Raw genomic sequence first — 19,654 nt, forward strand, 5'->3', positions numbered from 1 at the left:
ACCACAACCAACTCAGCATAGGAGTCGGAAGATGGCTAACGCCTTGTTGGGCGCAAAGTAATAATGAGCCACTTCGCGCGAAGTAAATCTAAGCCACCTTTCAGTACAGTCAGCCTTTTGCGCGCAAAGGCTGGCGATGCTCCAGAAGGAACAGTGGATGCAAATCCATGTGCTCAAAGCCCAAGGCGTATCGGAGCGCGAGATCGCGCGGCGCCTGGGCATTTCTCGCAACACGGTGGCGCGGTACCTGTCGGCTGAGGAAGTGCCGCGCTACAAGCCGCGTGAACCGCGGCCAACCAAGCTCGGAGCGTTCGAGGCGTACATCATCGAGCGCATGAGGGCCGCAGCACCGGAGACCATCGCAGCGCCGGCGCTGCTGCGCGAGTTGCGGGCGCGCGGCTACGAGGGCCAACTGCGAAGCCTGCAGGCTTTCATGAACACGCATAAGCCCATGCCGAAGCCCGATCCAGTCGTAAGGTTCGAGACCGAGCCCGGTCGGCAGATGCAGTGCGATTTCGTTGTCTTCCGACGAGGCACCGACCCGCTTTACGCCTTCACCGCCACGCTCGGCTTCAGTCGTTGGCGCTGGGCACGCTTCACCACCGATGAACGCGCCGAGACGCTGGTTGCCTGTCATCATGCGCTGTTCGAAGCCTTGGGTGGCATTCCTCGCGAGATCCTTTACGACAACGCCAAGACCATCGTTGTCGAGCGCGATGCTTATGGCGACGGCCAACATCGCTGGCACGCCGGCCTGCTCGATCTGGCCAAGCGGTACGGCTTCCTGCCCAGATTGTGCCAACCGTACCGCGCGCAGACCAAGGGCAAGGTCGAGCGATTCCACCGCTATCTGCGCGGCAATTTCTATGTGCCGCTGGCAAGCCAGCTTAAACAATCCGGCTTGATGCTCGATGCCGCGACTGCGAACGTCGAGGTGAGTAAATGGCTGCGCGACGTGGCCAACCAGCGCGTGCATCCGGTTACCGGGCAGGCACCCGCGATTCTGTTGGAGCAACGAGAACGGGCTTGCTTGCTCGATATGCCTGGCTACACATTGCCCCGATTGCCGGCTCGCGCCGTCGCTCGGCCGCGCGTTGATCCCGCGATGTCGATCCAGCACCCGTTGTCCGTCTACCAGCAATTACTGACCGAGGTGCGCGCATGAACTTGCAGCAGGAACGCATCGACGGGCACTGCCAAAGCCTGAAGCTCGAGGGACTCATGCACCGATACGTCGCTCTGGCCAGCGACGCGGCGGCCAAGCAATGGAGTTTCCTCGACTTCCTCGAGAACGCGCTCGCGCACGAACGAGAGACGAGGCAAGTTCGTTCGCGGCAAACACTGGTGCGCATGGCCGGGTTTCCCGCCATCAAGACACTGGATGACTACGACTACAGCTTCGCCGTCGGGGCCCCGCGCGAGGCAATCGACGAGCTTGCCACGCTACGCTTCATCGAGCGAGGCGAGAACGCCGTGTTGCTTGGTCCGTCGGGCGTGGGCAAGACGCACCTCGCGATCGCCATCGGATATGCAGCGACGCAGGCCGGCATCAAGACGAAGTTCATCACGGCGGCGGATCTGATGTTACAGCTCGAGGCTGCACGCCGACAGGAGCGATACGACGCCGTTCTTCGGCACAACATTCTCGGCCCGAGGCTGCTCATCGTCGATGAGATCGGCTATCTACCGCTCTCGGGCGATCAGGCCAGTCACTTCTTCCAGATCGTCGCCAAGCGCTACGAGCGTGGCTCGATGATCCTGACCAGCAACCTGCCGTTTGCGCAGTGGGACGAAACCTTCGGCGGCAACACCACCCTCACTGCAGCGATGCTCGACCGCATCCTCCACCATGCCCACATCATCCAGATCAAAGGAGACAGCTACAGACTGAAACAGCAACGCAAAGCCGGGCACGTCCCGACATCGAAGAAGTAACGACTGGCTCAGTTTTACTTTGCGCGATCAGGCGCGAAGTGGCTCAGATTTCAAATGCGTTTGACACGCCTATAGTAAGTCACGTCCCAAGAAGCTCAAACGGTATCCCGAGGTTGAGCTGACCCTCGACAACAAGCCTGACCTTCCGCAGGAGGGCCAGCCGTACATGCGATGGATGCGTGCCATCGACGCGCATTTCGAGATGTTCGGATTCAAACCGGGCGATCACGTCTATCTCGAGTTCAATTTCGACCTCCGAAAGGTCATCATCACGCCCGACCACAGCGCGCTGAACTGGCGAGAGCAGCCCTACGGTCAGGCTGCCCAGGAAGACGAACCGGAATAAGCAGCAAGGGCCGCTTAGCGGCCCTTGCTGCCTGGTGGTAGCCCAGCGTGAAGCGCCTCTTTCGGCGAGTCGCCAGACGCCTTGGCTCAAATGCTTCAGCGTCCTTGCTGCAGGTAACTTTAACAACCGTCACGACAAACAACAGAAAGTTGCGTTCCGGCATTGCGGCCATCGGCGCATACAGCACGAGATGCGTCCCATGCCGCGTGCACCGCACGCATTTCCGCCGCTGAAATGCAAAAACCCCCGCCTTTCGGGCGGGGGTTTCTGGCTTAGGGAGCCTGACGATTACCTACTTTCACACGGGAATCCGCACTATCATCGGCGTAGAGTCGTTTCACGGTCCTGTTCGGGATGGGAAGGGGTGGGACCGACTCGCTATGGTCATCAGGCAAAGAGGGTTGTCGCGTTGCTTCGCAGCGCGACCAATCGGGAAGAAGCAGTAATTTTGAGTTGTGTGTATCACACACGAGAATCCAACTTGTCTCGTCTTGCTACGCAGGTCACCGGTACTTCAACCGGCGCGCCGCATCGATCAGCTTCGCTGCTCGACGCTCTGCGTGGGATGCTCGTAAGTGCTGAAGCACTAACGATCATCGACACAAGGCAGACTTGTTATAGGATCAAGCCTTACGGGCAATTAGTATCAGTTAGCTGAACGCATTACTGCGCTTACACACCTGACCTATCAACGTCCTGGTCTCGAACGACCCTTCAAGGGGATCTAGTCCCCAGGGATATCTCATCTTAAGGCGAGTTTCCCGCTTAGATGCTTTCAGCGGTTATCTCTTCCGAACATAGCTACCCGGCGATGCCACTGGCGTGACAACCGGTACACCAGAGGTTCGTCCACTCCGGTCCTCTCGTACTAGGAGCAGCCCCCTTCAAATATCCAACGCCCACGGCAGATAGGGACCAAACTGTCTCACGACGTTTTAAACCCAGCTCACGTACCTCTTTAAATGGCGAACAGCCATACCCTTGGGACCGGCTACAGCCCCAGGATGAGATGAGCCGACATCGAGGTGCCAAACACCGCCGTCGATATGAACTCTTGGGCGGTATCAGCCTGTTATCCCCAGAGTACCTTTTATCCGTTGAGCGATGGCCCTTCCATACAGAACCACCGGATCACTATGACCTGCTTTCGCACCTGCTCGACTTGTCGGTCTCGCAGTTAAGCACGCTTATGCCATTGCACTATCAGCACGATTTCCGACCGTACCTAGCGTACCTTCGTACTCCTCCGTTACGCTTTGGGAGGAGACCGCCCCAGTCAAACTGCCTACCATGCACTGTCCCCGACCCGGATCACGGGCCAAGGTTAGAACCTCAAACAAACCAGGGTGGTATTTCAAGGACGGCTCCACCGAAACTAGCGTTCCGGTTTCATAGCCTCCCACCTATCCTACACAGATCGGTTCAAAGTCCAATGCAAAGCTACAGTAAAGGTTCATGGGGTCTTTCCGTCTAGCCGCGGGTAGATTGCATCATCACAAACACTTCAACTTCGCTGAGTCTCGGGAGGAGACAGTGTGGCCATCGTTACGCCATTCGTGCAGGTCGGAACTTACCCGACAAGGAATTTCGCTACCTTAGGACCGTTATAGTTACGGCCGCCGTTTACCGGGACTTCAATCAAGAGCTTGCACCCCATCATTTAATCTTCCGGCACCGGGCAGGCGTCACACCCTATACGTCCACTTTCGTGTTTGCAGAGTGCTGTGTTTTTATTAAACAGTCGCAGCCACCAGTTTATTGCAACCCCTTCACCCTCTGCGCGCAGGCGCATCAAGCTACAAGGGCGTACCTTATCCCGAAGTTACGGTACCAATTTGCCGAGTTCCTTCTCCCGAGTTCTCTCAAGCGCCTTAGAATACTCATCTCGCCCACCTGTGTCGGTTTGCGGTACGGTCATCGTTAGACTGAAGCTTAGAGGCTTTTCTTGGAACCACTTCCAATTGCTTCGCTCCCTAAGGAGCTCGCGCCACACCCTTGAATTCCGCGCCCGGATTTGCCTAAGCGCCTTCTCCAATGCAGCGACCGGGACTTCCAACACCCGGACAACCTTCCGCGATCCGTCCCCCCATCGCATCTAACAATGGTGCAGGAATATTGACCTGCTTCCCATCAGCTACGCATTTCTGCCTCGCCTTAGGGGCCGACTCACCCTACGCCGATGAACGTTGCGTAGGAAACCTTGGGCTTACGGCGAGGGGGCCTTTCACCCCCTTTATCGCTACTCATGTCAGCATTCGCACTTCCGATACCTCCAGCACGCTTTTCAACGCACCTTCGCAGGCTTACGGAACGCTCTCCTACCATGCGTGCAAAGCACGCATCCGCAGCTTCGGTATATAGCTTAGCCCCGTTACATCTTCCGCGCAGGACGACTCGATCAGTGAGCTATTACGCTTTCTTTAAAGGGTGGCTGCTTCTAAGCCAACCTCCTGACTGTTTTAGCCTTCCCACTTCGTTTCCCACTTAGCTATATTTGGGGACCTTAGCTGGCGGTCTGGGTTGTTTCCCTCTTGACACCGGACGTTAGCACCCGATGTCTGTCTCCCGTGATTGCACTCTTCGGTATTCGGAGTTTGCTATGGCGGGGTAATCTGCAATAGACCCCCCAACCATGACAGTGCTCTACCCCCGAAGGTGAGACACGAGGCACTACCTAAATAGTTTTCGGAGAGAACCAGCTATTTCCAAGTTTGTTTAGCCTTTCACCCCTATCCACAGCTCATCCCCTAACTTTTCAACGTTAGTGGGTTCGGACCTCCAGTACGTGTTACCGCACCTTCATCCTGGCCATGGATAGATCACTTGGTTTCGGGTCTACGCCCAGCAACTGAACGCCCTATTCGGACTCGCTTTCGCTACGCCTGCCCTATACGGTTAAGCTTGCTACTGAACGTAAGTCGCTGACCCATTATACAAAAGGTACGCCGTCACCCCTTACGAGGCTCCGACTGTTTGTATGCATGCGGTTTCAGGATCTATTTCACTCCCCTCCCGGGGTTCTTTTCGCCTTTCCCTCACGGTACTGGTTCACTATCGGTCGATCACGAGTATTTAGCCTTGGAGGATGGTCCCCCCATCTTCAGACAGGATTTCACGTGTCCCGCCCTACTTGTCGTACACTTAGTTCTTTCATACTGTTTTCGCCTACAGGGCTATCACCTGCTATGGCCGCACTTTCCAGAGCGTTCGGCTAACAATACAAATAAAGAGTACAAGGCTCATCCCATTTCGCTCGCCACTACTTTGGGAATCTCGGTTGATTTCTTTTCCTGCGGTTACTTAGATGTTTCAGTTCACCGCGTTCGCTTCACTAGACCTATGTATTCAGTCTAGGATGACCCAAAAGGGCCGGGTTTCCCCATTCGGACATCTACGGATCAAAGCTCGTTTGCCAGCTCCCCGTAGCTTTTCGCAGGCTACCGCGTCCTTCATCGCCTGTGATCGCCAAGGCATCCACCACATGCACTTGTTCGCTTGACCCTATAACGAGTCTGTCTCGTCGACAGTCGCTACAGGTTGAGTTCTCGCGTTGTGCCGTATTCCAATTGAGTCAAACATAGAGTTCGAATCATCTTGAGATACATCGATACAATCACAACCCGGATAACTTCCACGTCCATCTCAAGACGCTTCCGCTATCCAAATTACTTACTTCTTCCAGATTGTTAAAGAACGACAGCCGATACATACTACGTATCACTCTGACTGGCTCAATCGCCAATGAGAAAAACTCGAACCAAACTTCATTCGAATGTTTGTCATTGAAGATTATTGAAAGCGGCCGGCATTTTAACCGTTTCAACCGCAAACAGATAGAGTTTCTGTCTAAACCAACAGCCGATAAGCGTGAGCGCTCAACTTTGCGAGAAGCTCTGGAAAGGAGGTGATCCAGCCGCACCTTCCGATACGGCTACCTTGTTACGACTTCACCCCAGTCATGAATCCTACCGTGGTGACCGTCCTCCTTGCGGTTAGACTAGCCACTTCTGGTAAAACCCACTCCCATGGTGTGACGGGCGGTGTGTACAAGACCCGGGAACGTATTCACCGCGGCATGCTGATCCGCGATTACTAGCGATTCCAGCTTCATGCACTCGAGTTGCAGAGTGCAATCCGGACTACGATCGGTTTTCTGGGATTAGCTCCCCCTCGCGGGTTGGCAACCCTCTGTTCCGACCATTGTATGACGTGTGAAGCCCTACCCATAAGGGCCATGAGGACTTGACGTCATCCCCACCTTCCTCCGGTTTGTCACCGGCAGTCTCCTTAGAGTGCTCTTGCGTAGCAACTAAGGACAAGGGTTGCGCTCGTTGCGGGACTTAACCCAACATCTCACGACACGAGCTGACGACAGCCATGCAGCACCTGTGTATCGGTTCTCTTTCGAGCACTCCCACCTCTCAGCAGGATTCCGACCATGTCAAGGGTAGGTAAGGTTTTTCGCGTTGCATCGAATTAATCCACATCATCCACCGCTTGTGCGGGTCCCCGTCAATTCCTTTGAGTTTTAATCTTGCGACCGTACTCCCCAGGCGGTCAACTTCACGCGTTAGCTACGTTACTAAGGAAATGAATCCCCAACAACTAGTTGACATCGTTTAGGGCGTGGACTACCAGGGTATCTAATCCTGTTTGCTCCCCACGCTTTCGTGCATGAGCGTCAGTATTGGCCCAGGGGGCTGCCTTCGCCATCGGTATTCCTCCACATCTCTACGCATTTCACTGCTACACGTGGAATTCTACCCCCCTCTGCCATACTCTAGCCTGCCAGTCACCAATGCAGTTCCCAGGTTGAGCCCGGGGATTTCACATCGGTCTTAGCAAACCGCCTGCGCACGCTTTACGCCCAGTAATTCCGATTAACGCTCGCACCCTACGTATTACCGCGGCTGCTGGCACGTAGTTAGCCGGTGCTTATTCTTCCGGTACCGTCATCCCCCGGTTATATTAGAACCAAGGATTTCTTTCCGGACAAAAGTGCTTTACAACCCGAAGGCCTTCTTCACACACGCGGCATTGCTGGATCAGGCTTTCGCCCATTGTCCAAAATTCCCCACTGCTGCCTCCCGTAGGAGTCTGGGCCGTGTCTCAGTCCCAGTGTGGCTGGTCGTCCTCTCAGACCAGCTACTGATCGTCGCCTTGGTAGGCCTTTACCCCACCAACTAGCTAATCAGCCATCGGCCAACCCTATAGCGCGAGGCCCGAAGGTCCCCCGCTTTCATCCGTAGATCGTATGCGGTATTAATCCGGCTTTCGCCGGGCTATCCCCCACTACAGGACATGTTCCGATGTATTACTCACCCGTTCGCCACTCGCCACCAGGTGCAAGCACCCGTGCTGCCGTTCGACTTGCATGTGTAAGGCATGCCGCCAGCGTTCAATCTGAGCCAGGATCAAACTCTTCAGTTTAAACCTGTTACTGTTTTCGGTTCAGTTAAGAACCGGTCGCTCACTCAAAGCTGACAGGAATATGAATTGCTTCATAAACCTGACTTACTTTAGTGTGAGACTCTTGATACTTTCGCTATCTGATCCGAAGATCAGCTCGCTTCCATCAAGCGCCCACACTTATCGGCTGTTAATTTTTAAAGAGCATTTCTGCGAGGAACCTGAAGTTTCTCAGCAGCGCTGCGTTTTCAGCAGCAGAGAAGCGAGATTATTAACCGTTTTTTAAAACTCGTCAATAACTTTTTTAACTACTTCGTTTCGACGACTGCGGTTTAATTTCGTGTGCGCCAGGGTCGCTATAACCGACCTCAACAGCACCGCTTCCCTTCTTCTCCCCGCGCCGCGTTTCCGTTAGCGCGAAAGAGGCGTGATTCTATGCATCTGCCCCGATCTCCGCAACCCCCTTTGTGAAATATTTTTGACATGCAGTTCCGCGGGCCGCTGAGCCTCCCTGGTGGTCATATATAAGCGACACGGCAGGAGTCGCCTCGGTCGCCCGTGAACAGTCCCGCCGTATCGAACCCAACCCTCCGTCGCTCACCGCCCCACCATCGCCCTCACCACGCCATCCCTACGAATCAACCCGTGATACAGGGCGGCCGCGAAGTGCGCGAGGAACGTAGCGAAGAACAGATAAGCCAGCACCCGGTGCGCGACCCTGAGCCAGGCAAACGTCACGGGATCGGCCGAAACCAGAGCCGGCAACTGCACGCCATCGCCCAGCGTCACCGGATACCCGCCCGCCGAAAGCATCGCCCACCCAATCAGCGGCATCGCGACCATCAGCGCATACAGCACGAGATGCGACCCATGCGCGGCAACCTTCTGCCACCACGGCAGATCCTCAGGCAACGCCGGCGGCTTCGACAACATCCGCAGCACGATCCGCACACAGACCAGCACCAGCACCGCCACACCCAGCGGCTTATGAATCTCCACCAGAAACATATGCCGCTCGGAGACAGACGACACCATCCCCACCCCGATGAACAGCATCGCGACGATCATCGCGGCCATCACCCAATGCAGCGCCCTCGCCGGCAGACTAAACGTCGTAGAAGTCTTCATCACCGCCCCTCCGAACTCAACTTGGCCACCCCCGCCACGCCAGCCTCTTCACTGGTCCGCCGCAGATACGAATCCGCATACGCCGCCGACCGCGCCGCCAGCAACGGATCCCCCGACACCTGAATCCCCTGCGGCAACACCGTCGGGTCGTAATTCACATCGCGGCACGGCCCGCTGTCCTGCACCTCCACGCGATCGAGCACGAGCGTCCCCGCATCGATCGTCGTCCGCTGCGCGGGCCAGACCTTCGTCGCGTCGTCCACCGGATCGCCGGGCTCCGCCAGGGTGACCAGCAGCTTCCACTTCTGCGCACCCGCCGCGATGCGCTGCGTCACGTCCTGCTGCAACACGTTCGGATCCGCGGCCGTCGCGACGTCCCCGGCGCCGGCCGTCTGCTCCGGCACGACGCGCCACCTCACCGCCTGGCGCTTGCCCGCCGCGTCGACGAAGTAGAACGCGTTCAACCCGTAATAACTCTCGGTGACGTAACTCGCGCTCGGTTTCGCACCCTTCACCCACTGCAGGAACGCGGCCGTCTCCGGATGCGCGCCGAAAAACGCCTTCGCCTTCGCCGGATCGGGCTTGCCGGTCTTCGGATCGGGCCGGGTCGCCACCGTCAACTGATAAAACACCTGCGGCGTCGCCACCGGAAACACGGGCATCGCGTTCATCCCGGTCCGCCATTGCTCGCCGTCGGGCGCGGTGAGCTTCAGCGCGAGGCTGCGGATCGGCACGCTGCTGTCGGGCGCATACGGATTCCCGCCCGGCAGCGCGAACCGCCCGACCACCGGCGTGCGCACCGCCTTGAAGAACGGCGCGACCGAATACGCGCTCGCGGCCCCGTTGCCTTCGAAGTAACCGGTCACGCACACGCCCTTCGCGTGATTGCGCCGGTAGCCCGGATGGACGCCGCTGTTGGTCTGCAGCGCGTCGACGAGCCGCTGCGGGGTCAGACGCGCCGGCGCGAGCCACCCGCCGGCATACCCGAACGCGACGGCCACGCCGGCCACCGCGCCGCCGATCGCGGCCCAGCGCCACCACCCGCGCCCGGGCTCGCGCTGCGGCGAAGAAGAGGAAGATTGCTTCATGGATGCACTCCCGATCGTCAGATCATTGTCGAACCCGCGTAGGACGCCGCCCGTGCCGCTTTATTCCACGAAAAATTTTTTCCTATGCTTGATGGAATAATCGACGCGGACCGACGTCCTACGCGGCATCTCGACCCTTTCGGCAACCGGCCCGGCCATGCCCTCCACCGCCCTCGACGACGAAGCGTTGCGCGAACTCCTCCCCAGGCTGCGACGCTTCGCGCTCTGGCTGGCGCGCGACGTCCACGCGGCCGACGATCTCGTCCAGTCGACGCTCGAGCGCGCGCTGTCGCGCTGGACGAGCCGCCGCGACGACGCGTCGCTGCGCAGTTGGCTCTTCACGATCCTTTATCGGCAGTTTCTCGACGGCAAACGCAGCGCGAAGCGCTACGCGTGGCTGCTCGGCCGCATCCGGGACGACGACGAAGCGCACTGGCCGTCCGCCGAACGCGAATTCGCGGCGCGCGCGACGCTCGAAGCGTTCGGCCGCCTCTCCGACGAGCAGCGCAGCCTGCTGCTGCTCGTCGCGGTCGAGGGCTTCACCTATCAGGAAGTCGCCGACCTGCTCGACGTGCCGATCGGCACCGTGATGTCGCGGCTCTCCCGCGCGCGCCAGGCGCTGCGCCAGCTCAGCGACGGCGAGCTTCCCGCTCCTTCTCTCCGCTTGATGAAGAAATGAACACGCCTCCGAACGAACACGACCTCCAGGCCTATGTCGACGGCCAGCTCGACGACGATGCGCGCGCCGCGGTCGAGCGTTATCTCGCGCTGCATCCGGAGCGCGCGGAACAGGTGAAGCAATGGCAGCAGGATGCGCAGCGGTTGAGGGCGGCGCTGGAAAGCGTGCGGATGCCGGCGGACAACCCGGCGCTCGATCCGGCGACGATTCGCGCACGGCGGGCCGAACGCACGCGGATGCGGTTTGCGATGGCGGCTTCGTTCGTGTTCTGCGTCGGGCTGGGGTCGTTCGGCGGGTGGCACGCGCGCGGGTGGAACGCGGCGCCGGCTGTCGCGCCGATGAGCGATGCGGTCGAGGCTTACCGGATGATGGTGGTCGATCAAACGGCAAAGGTGGATTACCGGCCGACGGGTGCGGGCGATTTGCAGGGGTGGCTCACCCGGCGCGTCGGCGCGTCGGCGAGGCTACCGGATTTGAGCGCGGCGGGGTTCAGGCCGGTCGGCGGACGGTTGTTCACGACGGACAGTGGGGGCACGGCTGCGATGGTGCTCTATGAAGACGGTGCCGGGCGAACGCTGAGCTTCTATCTCCGGCCGGCGGAATCGGCACGTCGGCTGCTGCCGGCAGGGCAACGCGTGGACGGCGCGTTGCTCGCGCGATATGGATCGGTGAACGGGCTCAACTATGCGGTGGTCGGGCCGGCCGGGAGTCTTGGGGAAAAGGCGGTCGCGCAGGCGCTCGATCAGCAGACTTGAGTGGTACGATGCGCGCCCTGCTGGCGGTCGGTGGTGGCCGTCAGCGCCTTTTGCGGTGTGCCTTGGCCGGCTTGAATGTGTTCACGCTCACCGCTCGGATGCACAGCGTTTCGGCTGATTTTGCTGGCCTGTTGTCCACATCGGAACGGCGCCGGCGCCCTCACCTTTAAAATCACAGGGTTTCGAGTCGTTGCGGGGCGGGATATCCACATCGACTATGACGGTCGCCAAGCGTTGTCTTTGGCCAAATCGCTCACCGTGGGCGAGCACAGTGTTTCGAGTCGTCCGAAAGCCGGATATCCACAAGCCGCGTTGCCGACGGCACACACACATAAGAGCCGGACTGACGCTCGCAGGCGAATCCGCTCACGCAAGCGCCCAGCCACCGCTGCACGTAGCGTTTTTGCCCCCTTCTGGACAATGCTTTTCCACGCCGATCGATGCTCGGTGCACACGTCGGCGAACCGTCGATCCAGACGACTGCTGTTGACACTCAAGGGGCGCACTGAATGTCGAAATCGTTCAGCTTCGCCGTATTGCCATGGGGTGCCAGCATCTCAGGAAACAGTCGCGCAACCGGCTGTTGTGACGCCACCCAGTCGGGATAATCAGCCTGCATGTCACGCAACAGCCTGGCGCGGTTGTTTTCGCTATAAGACGCCTCGATCAACGCGAGCGTCGAATAAGGTGCCTTCATCGGCATCTCGAAATCAGGCAGCTTGCCGAACGCCTCCAGTCGGCTCCCGACCACCGGCACGGCATTCAACGGCGGCAACCTGGACGACCGTGCCTTCATGCGCCGCCAGCTACATACCTGCTCGACACGCGTCGGGTGATCCGACAGCGGCACCTCATCGGCGGGCGCCGCCTCCGCTTGCGGCAATTCGATCGCGTAAACGTAGGAGGGCTGCGGCTTCCAGGGCCGAGGGTTCTCGGACCACCTCCGCCAGTCCCAAAGCGGAAGGTAATCCTCTGGCCAGGTATAACGGAGTCCGATCCGATCGCCCCGCTTCACCAGCACACCGATGTTCCCCGGATTGTAGTCATCGCGCACACGTGGCCTAGCGTCGTCATTGCTAAGGATCAGGTAGAGAACGCCATGCCGGACGACTGCGACAGGAATCGGAAGAGGTGGACCCGAATACCCGCCACCCAACGAGTATTTGAGCGGCGGGAATATCACGACGCGCTTGAGAAAATGCCGGCCACCGTCTTGCGAAAGGAACATATCGACGCTTGGGCAGGGAATGCCGCTGTAATAGTCGTCATGACATCGGCGACTCTGTCTCACCCCGCCGATCAATACGATCGTCTCAGGGTCATCCGTTCGAAAGGTGGTATACGCCAACCCGCTTTCTTCGGGAAAAAACGTCGAGATGTGGCGCTCGTCATCGACAAAGCGCCACTCGGCTCGCTCCGAATAATTGCTGCGTGGAATGAGGATCGGCGCGAGCTGCAGCGAACGATGTGCATCGAACTGCACCCAAGGATAGTAAGGGCCGACGATGATTCTGGGATCGTTCGTAACCGCCTGCGCACTGGTACCGATAGTCGCCGCCAGAAGCAGCGCCGACAACTGCGTTGAAAACGACTTGCTCATCGCGCGCAAGAATGGCATTTTCGTCGCGCCCTGCAATCGGGCAAGCGATCCGTGCATGTTCTTCCCGCCTTTATGGTTGGTTTTGTCTGGTGATGAATGGGCCTCTCAGGCCACCATCGTATCAGGAGACCTGCGCAGCCTTCCCGGATCGACACGCCGCAACCCGGTATCCATACCGCAGTGCCTTTCGCGGAAGACGTACCCTTTCACCGTTGGGTTGCACAGCATTCCGAGTCTGGTGGGAGCGGAATATCCACACGCGCCTGGCGCACCCTGTTTCCGTTATGCCGATCTCCCTCACCCGTGAATTGCACAGCGTTTCGAGTGTTCCTTGCGGCGGTTGTCCACAACCAAACGCACTTGGCATCAATGGCTTGCGCGCACTCAGCGTTCCACATGGATGCCCACCGATACGTCGCACCGCGTTCGGAACTGTTTTGCGGGTCGGTCAAAGCCGCCACGGCTATCCAGTTCGACTCGTCGCGCTCGATTGCCTGATCGATTATCTTGCCGGACGACGCGCCGTCGAGCTTCACCTTCCATCCCTGATTGTCGAGCGTGGTGATCCCGATGCCGTGCGCGTGTTCTCACACACCGTCGCAGCGCGATTCGTACCAGCGCTCCAGCGCAGTCAACGAATCGATCATGTGCCTGTGCCCGTCAGTTCATCCGGTTCACATCGTGGTGAGCCATCTGACGATCTCTTCGATGTCTTTGCGGGACAGCTTCCCGACGCGGTCGACAAACACCCCGTAGTCGAGATCGAACTTCACGTTGAATCGTTCGCCTTTGTAGCGGCAGCACAAGACATCGGCTTCCGGGATCGACACGCGTTGCTCGAGCACGATTTCGCCCGGGTGTTGCTGCAACCGGTGTACGACGGCATCGATATCGAGCGCGTCGAGCCGGGTCAACGAAGAATCGGTCATTGCCGTGAACCTGTCGGTCAGGCCGCTGCATCCTGAATGCCGGCGATTCTACAGACACGGCAGTCGCACATCCTTCGCATGTCCCACAGCCTGTCGCTTCGTTCATCCATTCACCGCACGCAGTGCATATCCTGCGCGAAGCACAGTCGCCGGACTGTGCTTATCCAACGGTGTTAACAGGGTTCGTATACATACGTAGTGATAGTTAACAAGCCCTGTGCCTCACAGTGGATAACCTCCGTAACGCACTGAATTATCAACACGAAGCGGGATGCATAACCATGGGTGCGTCACGTGAACAGCTTCGCGGAGCACAGAACAACTTTTCGTCGATTCACAGCCGCGGCGACATATCCTCAATCGCTCCACTGTGAATCCAGAGGCTTGCCGGACGGTTATCCAGAGGGGAATGTGGATAACCTCGCAGCACCGACGCGTTTCGCTGTGACGCGAGGCATCGCGTACTCGCAGCAACCAACAAGACCGTCCACCCGCACACACGCCTTCGATTCAAAAAATTTTCACGAAGGGGCTTGTGCTCTGCAAAAACCCTCTCTATAATTCGCGGCTTCTTAGGCTCGTAGCTCAGTTGGTTAGAGCACCACCTTGACATGGTGGGGGTCGTTGGTTCGAATCCAATCGAGCCTACCAACGAACAAAATGAAGGGGTCCGGCAGCGCAAATTGCCTACAGGCAATGCGGCTCGCCAAACATACAAACGCCACGCGGCAACCTCGCGTGGCGTTTTTCTTTTCCCGGCCGAAACAGCGCATGGTGCCCCGATGCGTTGCGCGATCCGCGGCATCGCATCTTCACCGACATCCCGACTCGCAACACGCACCGAGTAGAATCGTGTGCGCATCGAAGCGCGCTGCACCGCAAGCCGTCCGATTTCCAGCGCACCCAAACCGCATCACAACAACAACGCGCGATTCGCGCGACTGAGAGCAAACGACCATGTCCGAGGTCACGACCACCACATCGTCTGCGAGCAACGACGAGATCGCCGCTTATGTCGGCAAGAAAGCCCCGTGGTTCGAACGAAAGTGGGAGATCGCCGCATCGCGCAAGAACCGGCAGTCCTGGAACTGGGCAGCCTGCTTCCTGGGCCCGGTCTGGATGGCGTATCGATGCATGTACTGGCAGGCGACCGCCGTGCTGGGCGTCACGCTCGGCATCACGCTGGTCGAGCTGCTGTACTTCCCGAAATACTTCGAATCGACCACGATCGATCCGGTCACTATCGGGATCGCGGTGACGCTCGGCTGGTGCGGGAACAACATCTACAAGACGCACGTCGAACGCAAGATCGAAAAGCTGCGCCCGAACGCGACGTCCAACGAATCGTTTCTCGCGCTGCTGGAGGCACAAGGCGGCACGAACTGGCTTGCAGCGACCGGGTTCGCGATCGCGACGCCGCTGCTCGGTTTCCTGATGATCATGATCGGCAACGTCGGGGGCGCGACGTATTGATCGCGCTCACCGGCGACCGGCAAAGCAGGGCGGAAGGAAGTCGGCGGAGGGCGCCGTCACCGTGCATTCACAGCACGGCGCACGGTGCACGGCCCGCCACCCTCAATGCAGATGCTTCAACTTGTCAGGATTCCGCACGACATAGATCGCGACGATCTTCCCGTCCTCGATCTCGAGCGCCGTCGTCTGCAGCTCACCATCCGATTCCAGCGTAACGAAACCCGGCAGCCCGTTGATGAACCCCGCACGCACGAGCTTCGACGCATGCGTGGCGAACAGTTCGGCCAGGTATTCGTGCACCTTCATCACGCGCTCGAAGCCGAACACCGGCTTGCCTGCCGCCGCGCGCTTGCCTCCGCCGTCCGAATGCAGGCTCACGTCCTCCGCGAGCATCGCGCCGAGCGCATGCATGTCGCCGCTGCGCGATGCCGCGAAGAACGCCTCGGCCAATTCGATCCCGCGCTGCTTCTCGACATGAAACCGCGGCCGCGCCTCGCGCACGTGCGTGCGGGCCCGCGCGGCGAGCTGCCGGCACGCGGCCGGGTCGCGCTGGATCGTCGTGGCGACTTCGTCGAACTCGAGGCCGAACACGTCGTGCAGCAGGAACGCCGCGCGTTCGAGCGGCGAGAGCCGTTCGAGCGCGAGCATCAGCGGCAGCGTGACGTCTTCCTGTTCATCTTCCTCGACGACCGGCTCGGGCAGCCACGGGCCGATATAGGTCTCGCGCTGGTGCCGCGCGGACTTCAGCTGGTCGAGGCACATGCGCATCACCATGCGGCGCAGGAACGCCTCGGGCACGCGCACCTCGGTACGCTCGACGTCCATCCAGCGGATGAACGCCTCCTGCACCATGTCCTCGGCATCCGCGACGGAACCGAGCATCCGGTACGCGACGCGGATCAGCGTGCGGCGCAGCGGGTCGAAGCTCGCGGCCGCGTCGGCCCGTTCCTCGGCGCTGCCCTTGGCCGGATCGAGGTGCGTCATCAGGCCACCATCTTCGCGGCAGCGGCCTTCGCGTCGGCCGGATCGATCCACAGCCCGAAGCCGACAGCAAGCCGGTTCCAGCCGTTGATCACGTTGATCATCAGCGTGAGTTTCACCTGTTCCTCCTGGCTGAAGTGGTCGTTCAGCGCCGCATAGGCCGCTTCGTGCGCGGCGTGGCCCTCGGACAGCCGCGTAAGCGCGTCGGTCCAGCCGAGCGCCGCGCGTTCGCGGTCGGTGTAGCAGGGCGCTTCGCGCCACGCGGACAGCAGGTAGATGCGCTGCTCGGTCTCGCCTTGCTCGCGCGCCTCGGCGGTGTGCATGTTAATGCAGTTCGCGCACGCGTTGATCTGCGATGCGCGGATCTTGACCAGCTCGATCAGCGTCGGCTCGAGGCTCCCGGCGGCGGCGACCGACACGGTCATCCAGTTCTTCATCAGCGCGGGCGCGGCGGCAAACGGATTGAGTTTCGCAGTCATGGTTCCTTCTCCTTTCGTGTGGGTTCCGGTGATATGACGAGCGAGCCCCTCGCGTGTGTGACATCGACGCAAAAAAATTTCGAACCGCGCGGGGACGCGGGGCGCGGATGAACGGCAGGGCGGGCCAGCAGGGCGCCGACGACCGCGAACGACGAGACGGCGTTTGTCAGACGAGAGCCCATGCATCGGCGATGCCATCACGATCGCCGCGCGGATGTCATGGGCCGTCAGTAGCCGCTGCAGCCGGCATGCGCATTGCATGCCCCCGCAATGCAGCGCCCCGACAGACATCGACGGCTTGTCACGCATGCGACACGTGCACGGCCAACACTTTCATTTTTCTTTCGATCGCGCTTCATCGGCATCCCGATTCGCAGCATTCACATTTCTGGACCATACTGTTCTGCACGGGCAGATGAAGTGAAGCCGCATCAGCGGCCCGGCGCGCGCGCCGGCTGCCCGACGACGCAGCAGCAGGTCGCTAGTCAGCCGCGCGCATCACGCGCAAGGCTTTCCCTTTTCCGGCAACGCAACGCAGCGAATCGCGACGTGAACGGTAAACCGATGAGCCTCCTTGCATCACAGCTTCAGCGCCGTTTCCAGGACGTGCGCGCCCATAGCGTCGCGTTGACCGCGACGCTGTCCGCCGAAGACCAGGGCGTGCAGTCGATGCCCGATGCGAGCCCGACGAAATGGCACCTCGCGCATACGACCTGGTTCTTCGAGACCGTCGTGCTGATGCGCCGCGTGCCCGGCTACGCGCCGTTCAACGACGCCTTCCAGTTCCTCTTCAATTCCTATTACGAAGCGCTCGGACCGCGCCATCCGCGGCCGCAGCGCGGGCTGCTCACGCGCCCGTCGCTCGACGAGGTGCACGCGTACCGGCAGCACGTCGACGCAGCGATGCTGCGCGCGCTGGCCGGCGCCGATCCGGCGCTGCTCGAAGCGATCGCGCCCGAGATCGAACTCGGCCTGCATCACGAGCAGCAGCACCAGGAGCTGATCGTCACGGACATGCTGCATGCGTTCTCGTGCAACCCGCTGAAGCCGGCATTCCGGCCGCGCAACGGGATCGATGGCGACGCGATGGCCGCGGGCGATGCCGGTGCGCAGCACTGGCTGGACCAGCCGGGCGGGCTCGTCGAGATCGGCCACGACGGCGATACGTTCTCGTTCGACAACGAACGACCACGCCACACCGCACTCGTGCGGCCGTACGAGATTGCGAACCGGCTCGTGACGAACGCGGAATTCGCGGCATTCGTCGCCGACGGCGGCTACACGCGCCCCGAGTACTGGCTGTCGGACGGCTGGGCGACGGTGCAGCGGGAAGGGTGGCAAGGGCCCGCGTACTGGATGCCCGATGACGACGATGTGGCCGCCACGCGCGTGCGCCGCACGTTCGGCCTGCACGGCGTCGAACCGCTCGCGCCCGACGCACCGGTGTGTCACGTGAGCTTCTACGAAGCGGCCGCGTATGCGGAATGGGCCGGCGCGCGGCTGCCGACCGAGTTCGAATGGGAAGCCGCGTTCGGGGCGGACGGCATCAGTCAGATGCTCGGGCACGTGTGGCAATGGACGCGCTCGTCCTACGAGCCGTATCCGGGCTTTCGGCCGCTCGCGGGTGTCGCGGCCGAATACAACGGCAAGTTCATGGTCGGCCAGCAGGTCCTGCGCGGCAGCAGCATCGCGACGCCGCCCGGGCACGAACGGCCGACGTACCGCAATTTCTTTCCGCCGGCCGCGCGCTGGCAGTTCACGGGGGTGCGACTTGCGCGAGACGTCTGACCTGGCGGCCACGAGCGGTGGCCAGCAACCCGCCCGCGATTCGCGGCCGAGCGCGTTCGAGCGCGACCTGATCGACGGACTGTCGCGCGCGCCGCGCAGCATTCCGCCGAAATACTTCTACGATGCGGCCGGCTCCGCGCTGTTCGACCGCATCTGCGAGCTGCCCGAGTACTACCCGACCCGCACCGAGCTCGGCATCCTGCGCGATCGCGCGGCGGAGATCGTGCGGCGCGTCGGCCCGCATGCGGATATCGTCGAATTCGGCGCGGGCTCGCTCGAGAAGATCCGCGTGCTGCTCGATGCGTTCGCGGGCAACTACGCGAACGCGCCGGCGCGCTACGTGCCGGTCGACATCTCGGCCGACTACCTGCACGGCGCGGCCGCGCGGCTGCGTTCGGCCTATCCGTGGCTCGACGTCGCGCCGATCGCGGCCGACTACACGAAGGCCGAGCAACTGGCCGAGCTGACCGCGACGCCGCGGCGGCGCATCGGCTTCTTTCCCGGCTCGACGATCGGCAACTTCTCGCCGGAAGAGGCCGACGCGTTCCTGCGCGATGCCGCGCGGCTGCTGCGCGGCGGCGGCCTGCTGGTCGGCGCCGATCTCGTGAAGGACGAGCGCACGCTGCATCACGCGTACAACGACGCGCAGGGCGTGACCGCGCAGTTCAACCTGAACCTGCTCGTGCGCGCGAACACCGAGCTCGGCGCGGACTTCGATCTCGACGCGTTCTCGCATTGCGCGTTCTACGACCGCGAGCGGCAGCGCATCGAGATGCATCTCGTCAGCGACATCGCGCAGACCGTGCACGTGCGCGGCCATGCGTTCCGCTTCGAAGCAGGCGAGCGCATCCACACGGAGAACTCGCACAAGTTCACGATCGACGGCTTCCATGCGATCGCGCGCCGCGCAGGATTCGAGCCCGATACCGTGTGGACCGACGCGGACAACCTGTTCAGCGTGCACTGGCTGCGCAGCGTCGACGATATCCGCGCGTAACCCGCGCTCCGGCAGACCGCTCGCGCGCGGTGCGGGCGGTCCGCACTCCGGGCACACCAAGCACTCC

General features: G+C 60.6%; 14 protein-coding genes, 1 tRNA gene and 3 rRNA genes. 10 read left to right on the top strand and 8 right to left on the bottom strand.

From position 1 onward, the window contains the following. Positions 1-136: 136 nt before the first annotated feature. From istA to ABD05_RS06095, 3 genes are all read left to right on the top strand, one after another. Positions 137-1,165 carry an IS21 family transposase gene (istA, locus tag ABD05_RS06085; protein ID WP_047898709.1) on the top strand — a complete coding sequence of 343 codons (1,029 nt, stop codon included), beginning with the start codon at positions 137-139 and terminating at the stop codon, positions 1,163-1,165. Beyond that, the gene (gene istB / locus ABD05_RS06090) at positions 1,162-1,935 is read left to right on the top strand and encodes an IS21-like element ISBcen13 family helper ATPase IstB (RefSeq protein ID WP_047898708.1); all 774 of its coding nucleotides are present in this window, start codon (positions 1,162-1,164) and stop codon (positions 1,933-1,935) included. Before istA ends, istB begins: the two co-directional genes overlap by 4 nt. Positions 1,936-2,110: 175 nt before the next feature. Further along, positions 2,111-2,281 (top strand): hypothetical protein, encoded by a 171-nt coding sequence (locus ABD05_RS06095; protein WP_238594097.1) that lies wholly within the window; start codon positions 2,111-2,113, stop codon positions 2,279-2,281. Positions 2,282-2,560: 279 nt separating this feature from the next. Here the strand turns inward: ABD05_RS06095 and rrf are convergent. From rrf to ABD05_RS06120, 5 genes are all read right to left on the bottom strand, one after another. Next, a 5S ribosomal RNA gene (gene rrf / locus ABD05_RS06100) occupies positions 2,561-2,673 on the bottom strand. 227 nt (positions 2,674-2,900) lie between these two features. Further along, positions 2,901-5,782, bottom strand: a 23S ribosomal RNA gene (locus ABD05_RS06105). A 396-nt stretch (positions 5,783-6,178) separates the two neighbouring features. Next, a 16S ribosomal RNA gene (locus ABD05_RS06110) occupies positions 6,179-7,711 on the bottom strand. Together the 16S, 23S and 5S rRNA genes form the textbook arrangement of a ribosomal RNA operon. Before the next feature lie 576 nt (positions 7,712-8,287). Further along, positions 8,288-8,818 carry a cytochrome b gene (locus ABD05_RS06115; protein ID WP_175804834.1) on the bottom strand — a complete coding sequence of 177 codons (531 nt, stop codon included), beginning with the start codon at positions 8,816-8,818 and terminating at the stop codon, positions 8,288-8,290. Then, positions 8,818-9,906, bottom strand: a complete 1,089-nt coding sequence (locus tag ABD05_RS06120) for a catalase family peroxidase (protein ID WP_047899391.1) — start codon at positions 9,904-9,906, stop codon at positions 8,818-8,820. The genes ABD05_RS06115 and ABD05_RS06120 overlap by 1 nt, the downstream gene beginning before the upstream one ends. 157 nt (positions 9,907-10,063) lie before the next feature. Here ABD05_RS06120 and ABD05_RS06125 point away from each other — a divergent pair, with 157 nt between their 5' ends. Both ABD05_RS06125 and ABD05_RS06130 read left to right on the top strand, forming a co-directional pair. Then, the gene (locus ABD05_RS06125) at positions 10,064-10,585 is read left to right on the top strand and encodes a sigma-70 family RNA polymerase sigma factor (RefSeq protein ID WP_034183763.1); all 522 of its coding nucleotides are present in this window, start codon (positions 10,064-10,066) and stop codon (positions 10,583-10,585) included. Continuing rightward, a complete protein-coding gene (locus tag ABD05_RS06130; RefSeq protein WP_047899392.1) occupies positions 10,582-11,340 on the top strand; it encodes an anti-sigma factor family protein in 759 nt (252 codons plus the stop codon). Before ABD05_RS06125 ends, ABD05_RS06130 begins: the two co-directional genes overlap by 4 nt. 493 nt (positions 11,341-11,833) lie before the next feature. Here the strand turns inward: ABD05_RS06130 and ABD05_RS06135 are convergent, their stop codons facing one another. After that, positions 11,834-12,997, bottom strand: coding sequence for a hypothetical protein (locus ABD05_RS06135; protein ID WP_047899393.1), 1,164 nt, complete (start codon positions 12,995-12,997; stop codon positions 11,834-11,836). A gap of 227 nt (positions 12,998-13,224) precedes the next feature. Here ABD05_RS06135 and ABD05_RS38850 point away from each other — a divergent pair, with 227 nt between their 5' ends. The 3 genes from ABD05_RS38850 (at position 13,225) to ABD05_RS06150 (ending at position 15,342) form a co-directional block, all read left to right on the top strand. Beyond that, complete coding sequence (locus ABD05_RS38850; RefSeq protein WP_238594098.1) at positions 13,225-13,905, top strand: hypothetical protein; 681 nt, start codon at positions 13,225-13,227, stop codon at positions 13,903-13,905. A 538-nt stretch (positions 13,906-14,443) separates the two neighbouring features. Then, positions 14,444-14,520, top strand: a tRNA-Val gene (locus tag ABD05_RS06145). A gap of 306 nt (positions 14,521-14,826) precedes the next feature. After that, positions 14,827-15,342 (top strand): DUF2628 domain-containing protein, encoded by a 516-nt coding sequence (locus ABD05_RS06150; protein ID WP_047899395.1) that lies wholly within the window; start codon positions 14,827-14,829, stop codon positions 15,340-15,342. 102 nt (positions 15,343-15,444) lie between these two features. Here ABD05_RS06150 and ABD05_RS06155 read toward each other — a convergent pair whose 3' ends face one another. Together ABD05_RS06155 and ABD05_RS06160 are read right to left on the bottom strand one after the other, a co-directional pair. Beyond that, positions 15,445-16,326 (bottom strand): sigma-70 family RNA polymerase sigma factor, encoded by an 882-nt coding sequence (locus tag ABD05_RS06155; RefSeq protein WP_047899396.1) that lies wholly within the window; start codon positions 16,324-16,326, stop codon positions 15,445-15,447. Continuing rightward, positions 16,326-16,802: a carboxymuconolactone decarboxylase family protein gene (locus ABD05_RS06160; protein ID WP_047899397.1), complete on the bottom strand. Its 477-nt coding sequence runs from the start codon at positions 16,800-16,802 to the stop codon at positions 16,326-16,328. Before ABD05_RS06160 ends, ABD05_RS06155 begins: the two co-directional genes overlap by 1 nt. A gap of 564 nt (positions 16,803-17,366) precedes the next feature. Here ABD05_RS06160 and egtB point away from each other — a divergent pair. Next, positions 17,367-18,590, top strand: a complete 1,224-nt coding sequence (egtB, locus tag ABD05_RS06165; RefSeq protein ID WP_047899398.1) for an ergothioneine biosynthesis protein EgtB — start codon at positions 17,367-17,369, stop codon at positions 18,588-18,590. Next, a complete protein-coding gene (gene egtD / locus ABD05_RS06170; RefSeq protein WP_047899399.1) occupies positions 18,574-19,587 on the top strand; it encodes an L-histidine N(alpha)-methyltransferase in 1,014 nt (337 codons plus the stop codon). The genes egtB and egtD overlap by 17 nt, the downstream gene beginning before the upstream one ends. Positions 19,588-19,654: the final 67 nt, after the last annotated feature.

Source organism: Burkholderia pyrrocinia, assembly GCF_001028665.1.
Taxonomy (GTDB): Bacteria; Pseudomonadota; Gammaproteobacteria; order Burkholderiales; family Burkholderiaceae; genus Burkholderia; species Burkholderia pyrrocinia.

Bases quoted from the DNA above. Each gene is read 5' to 3' on its own strand.
- istA (WP_047898709.1), top strand. From the start codon at position 137: ATGCTCCAGAAGGAACAGTGGATGCAAATCCATGTGCTCAAAGCCCAA.
- ABD05_RS06125 (WP_034183763.1), top strand. From the start codon at position 10,064: ATGCCCTCCACCGCCCTCGACGACGAAGCGTTGCGCGAACTCCTCCCC.
- ABD05_RS06155 (WP_047899396.1), bottom strand. From the start codon at position 16,326: ATGACGCACCTCGATCCGGCCAAGGGCAGCGCCGAGGAACGGGCCGAC.
- ABD05_RS06115 (WP_175804834.1), bottom strand. From the start codon at position 8,818: ATGAAGACTTCTACGACGTTTAGTCTGCCGGCGAGGGCGCTGCATTGG.
- ABD05_RS06135 (WP_047899393.1), bottom strand. From the start codon at position 12,997: ATGCACGGATCGCTTGCCCGATTGCAGGGCGCGACGAAAATGCCATTC.
- egtB (WP_047899398.1), top strand. From the start codon at position 17,367: ATGAGCCTCCTTGCATCACAGCTTCAGCGCCGTTTCCAGGACGTGCGC.
- ABD05_RS06150 (WP_047899395.1), top strand. From the start codon at position 14,827: ATGTCCGAGGTCACGACCACCACATCGTCTGCGAGCAACGACGAGATC.
- ABD05_RS06095 (WP_238594097.1), top strand. From the start codon at position 2,111: ATGCGTGCCATCGACGCGCATTTCGAGATGTTCGGATTCAAACCGGGC.
- istB (WP_047898708.1), top strand. From the start codon at position 1,162: ATGAACTTGCAGCAGGAACGCATCGACGGGCACTGCCAAAGCCTGAAG.
- ABD05_RS38850 (WP_238594098.1), top strand. From the start codon at position 13,225: ATGCCGATCTCCCTCACCCGTGAATTGCACAGCGTTTCGAGTGTTCCT.
- ABD05_RS06120 (WP_047899391.1), bottom strand. From the start codon at position 9,906: ATGAAGCAATCTTCCTCTTCTTCGCCGCAGCGCGAGCCCGGGCGCGGG.
- ABD05_RS06160 (WP_047899397.1), bottom strand. From the start codon at position 16,802: ATGACTGCGAAACTCAATCCGTTTGCCGCCGCGCCCGCGCTGATGAAG.
- ABD05_RS06130 (WP_047899392.1), top strand. From the start codon at position 10,582: ATGAACACGCCTCCGAACGAACACGACCTCCAGGCCTATGTCGACGGC.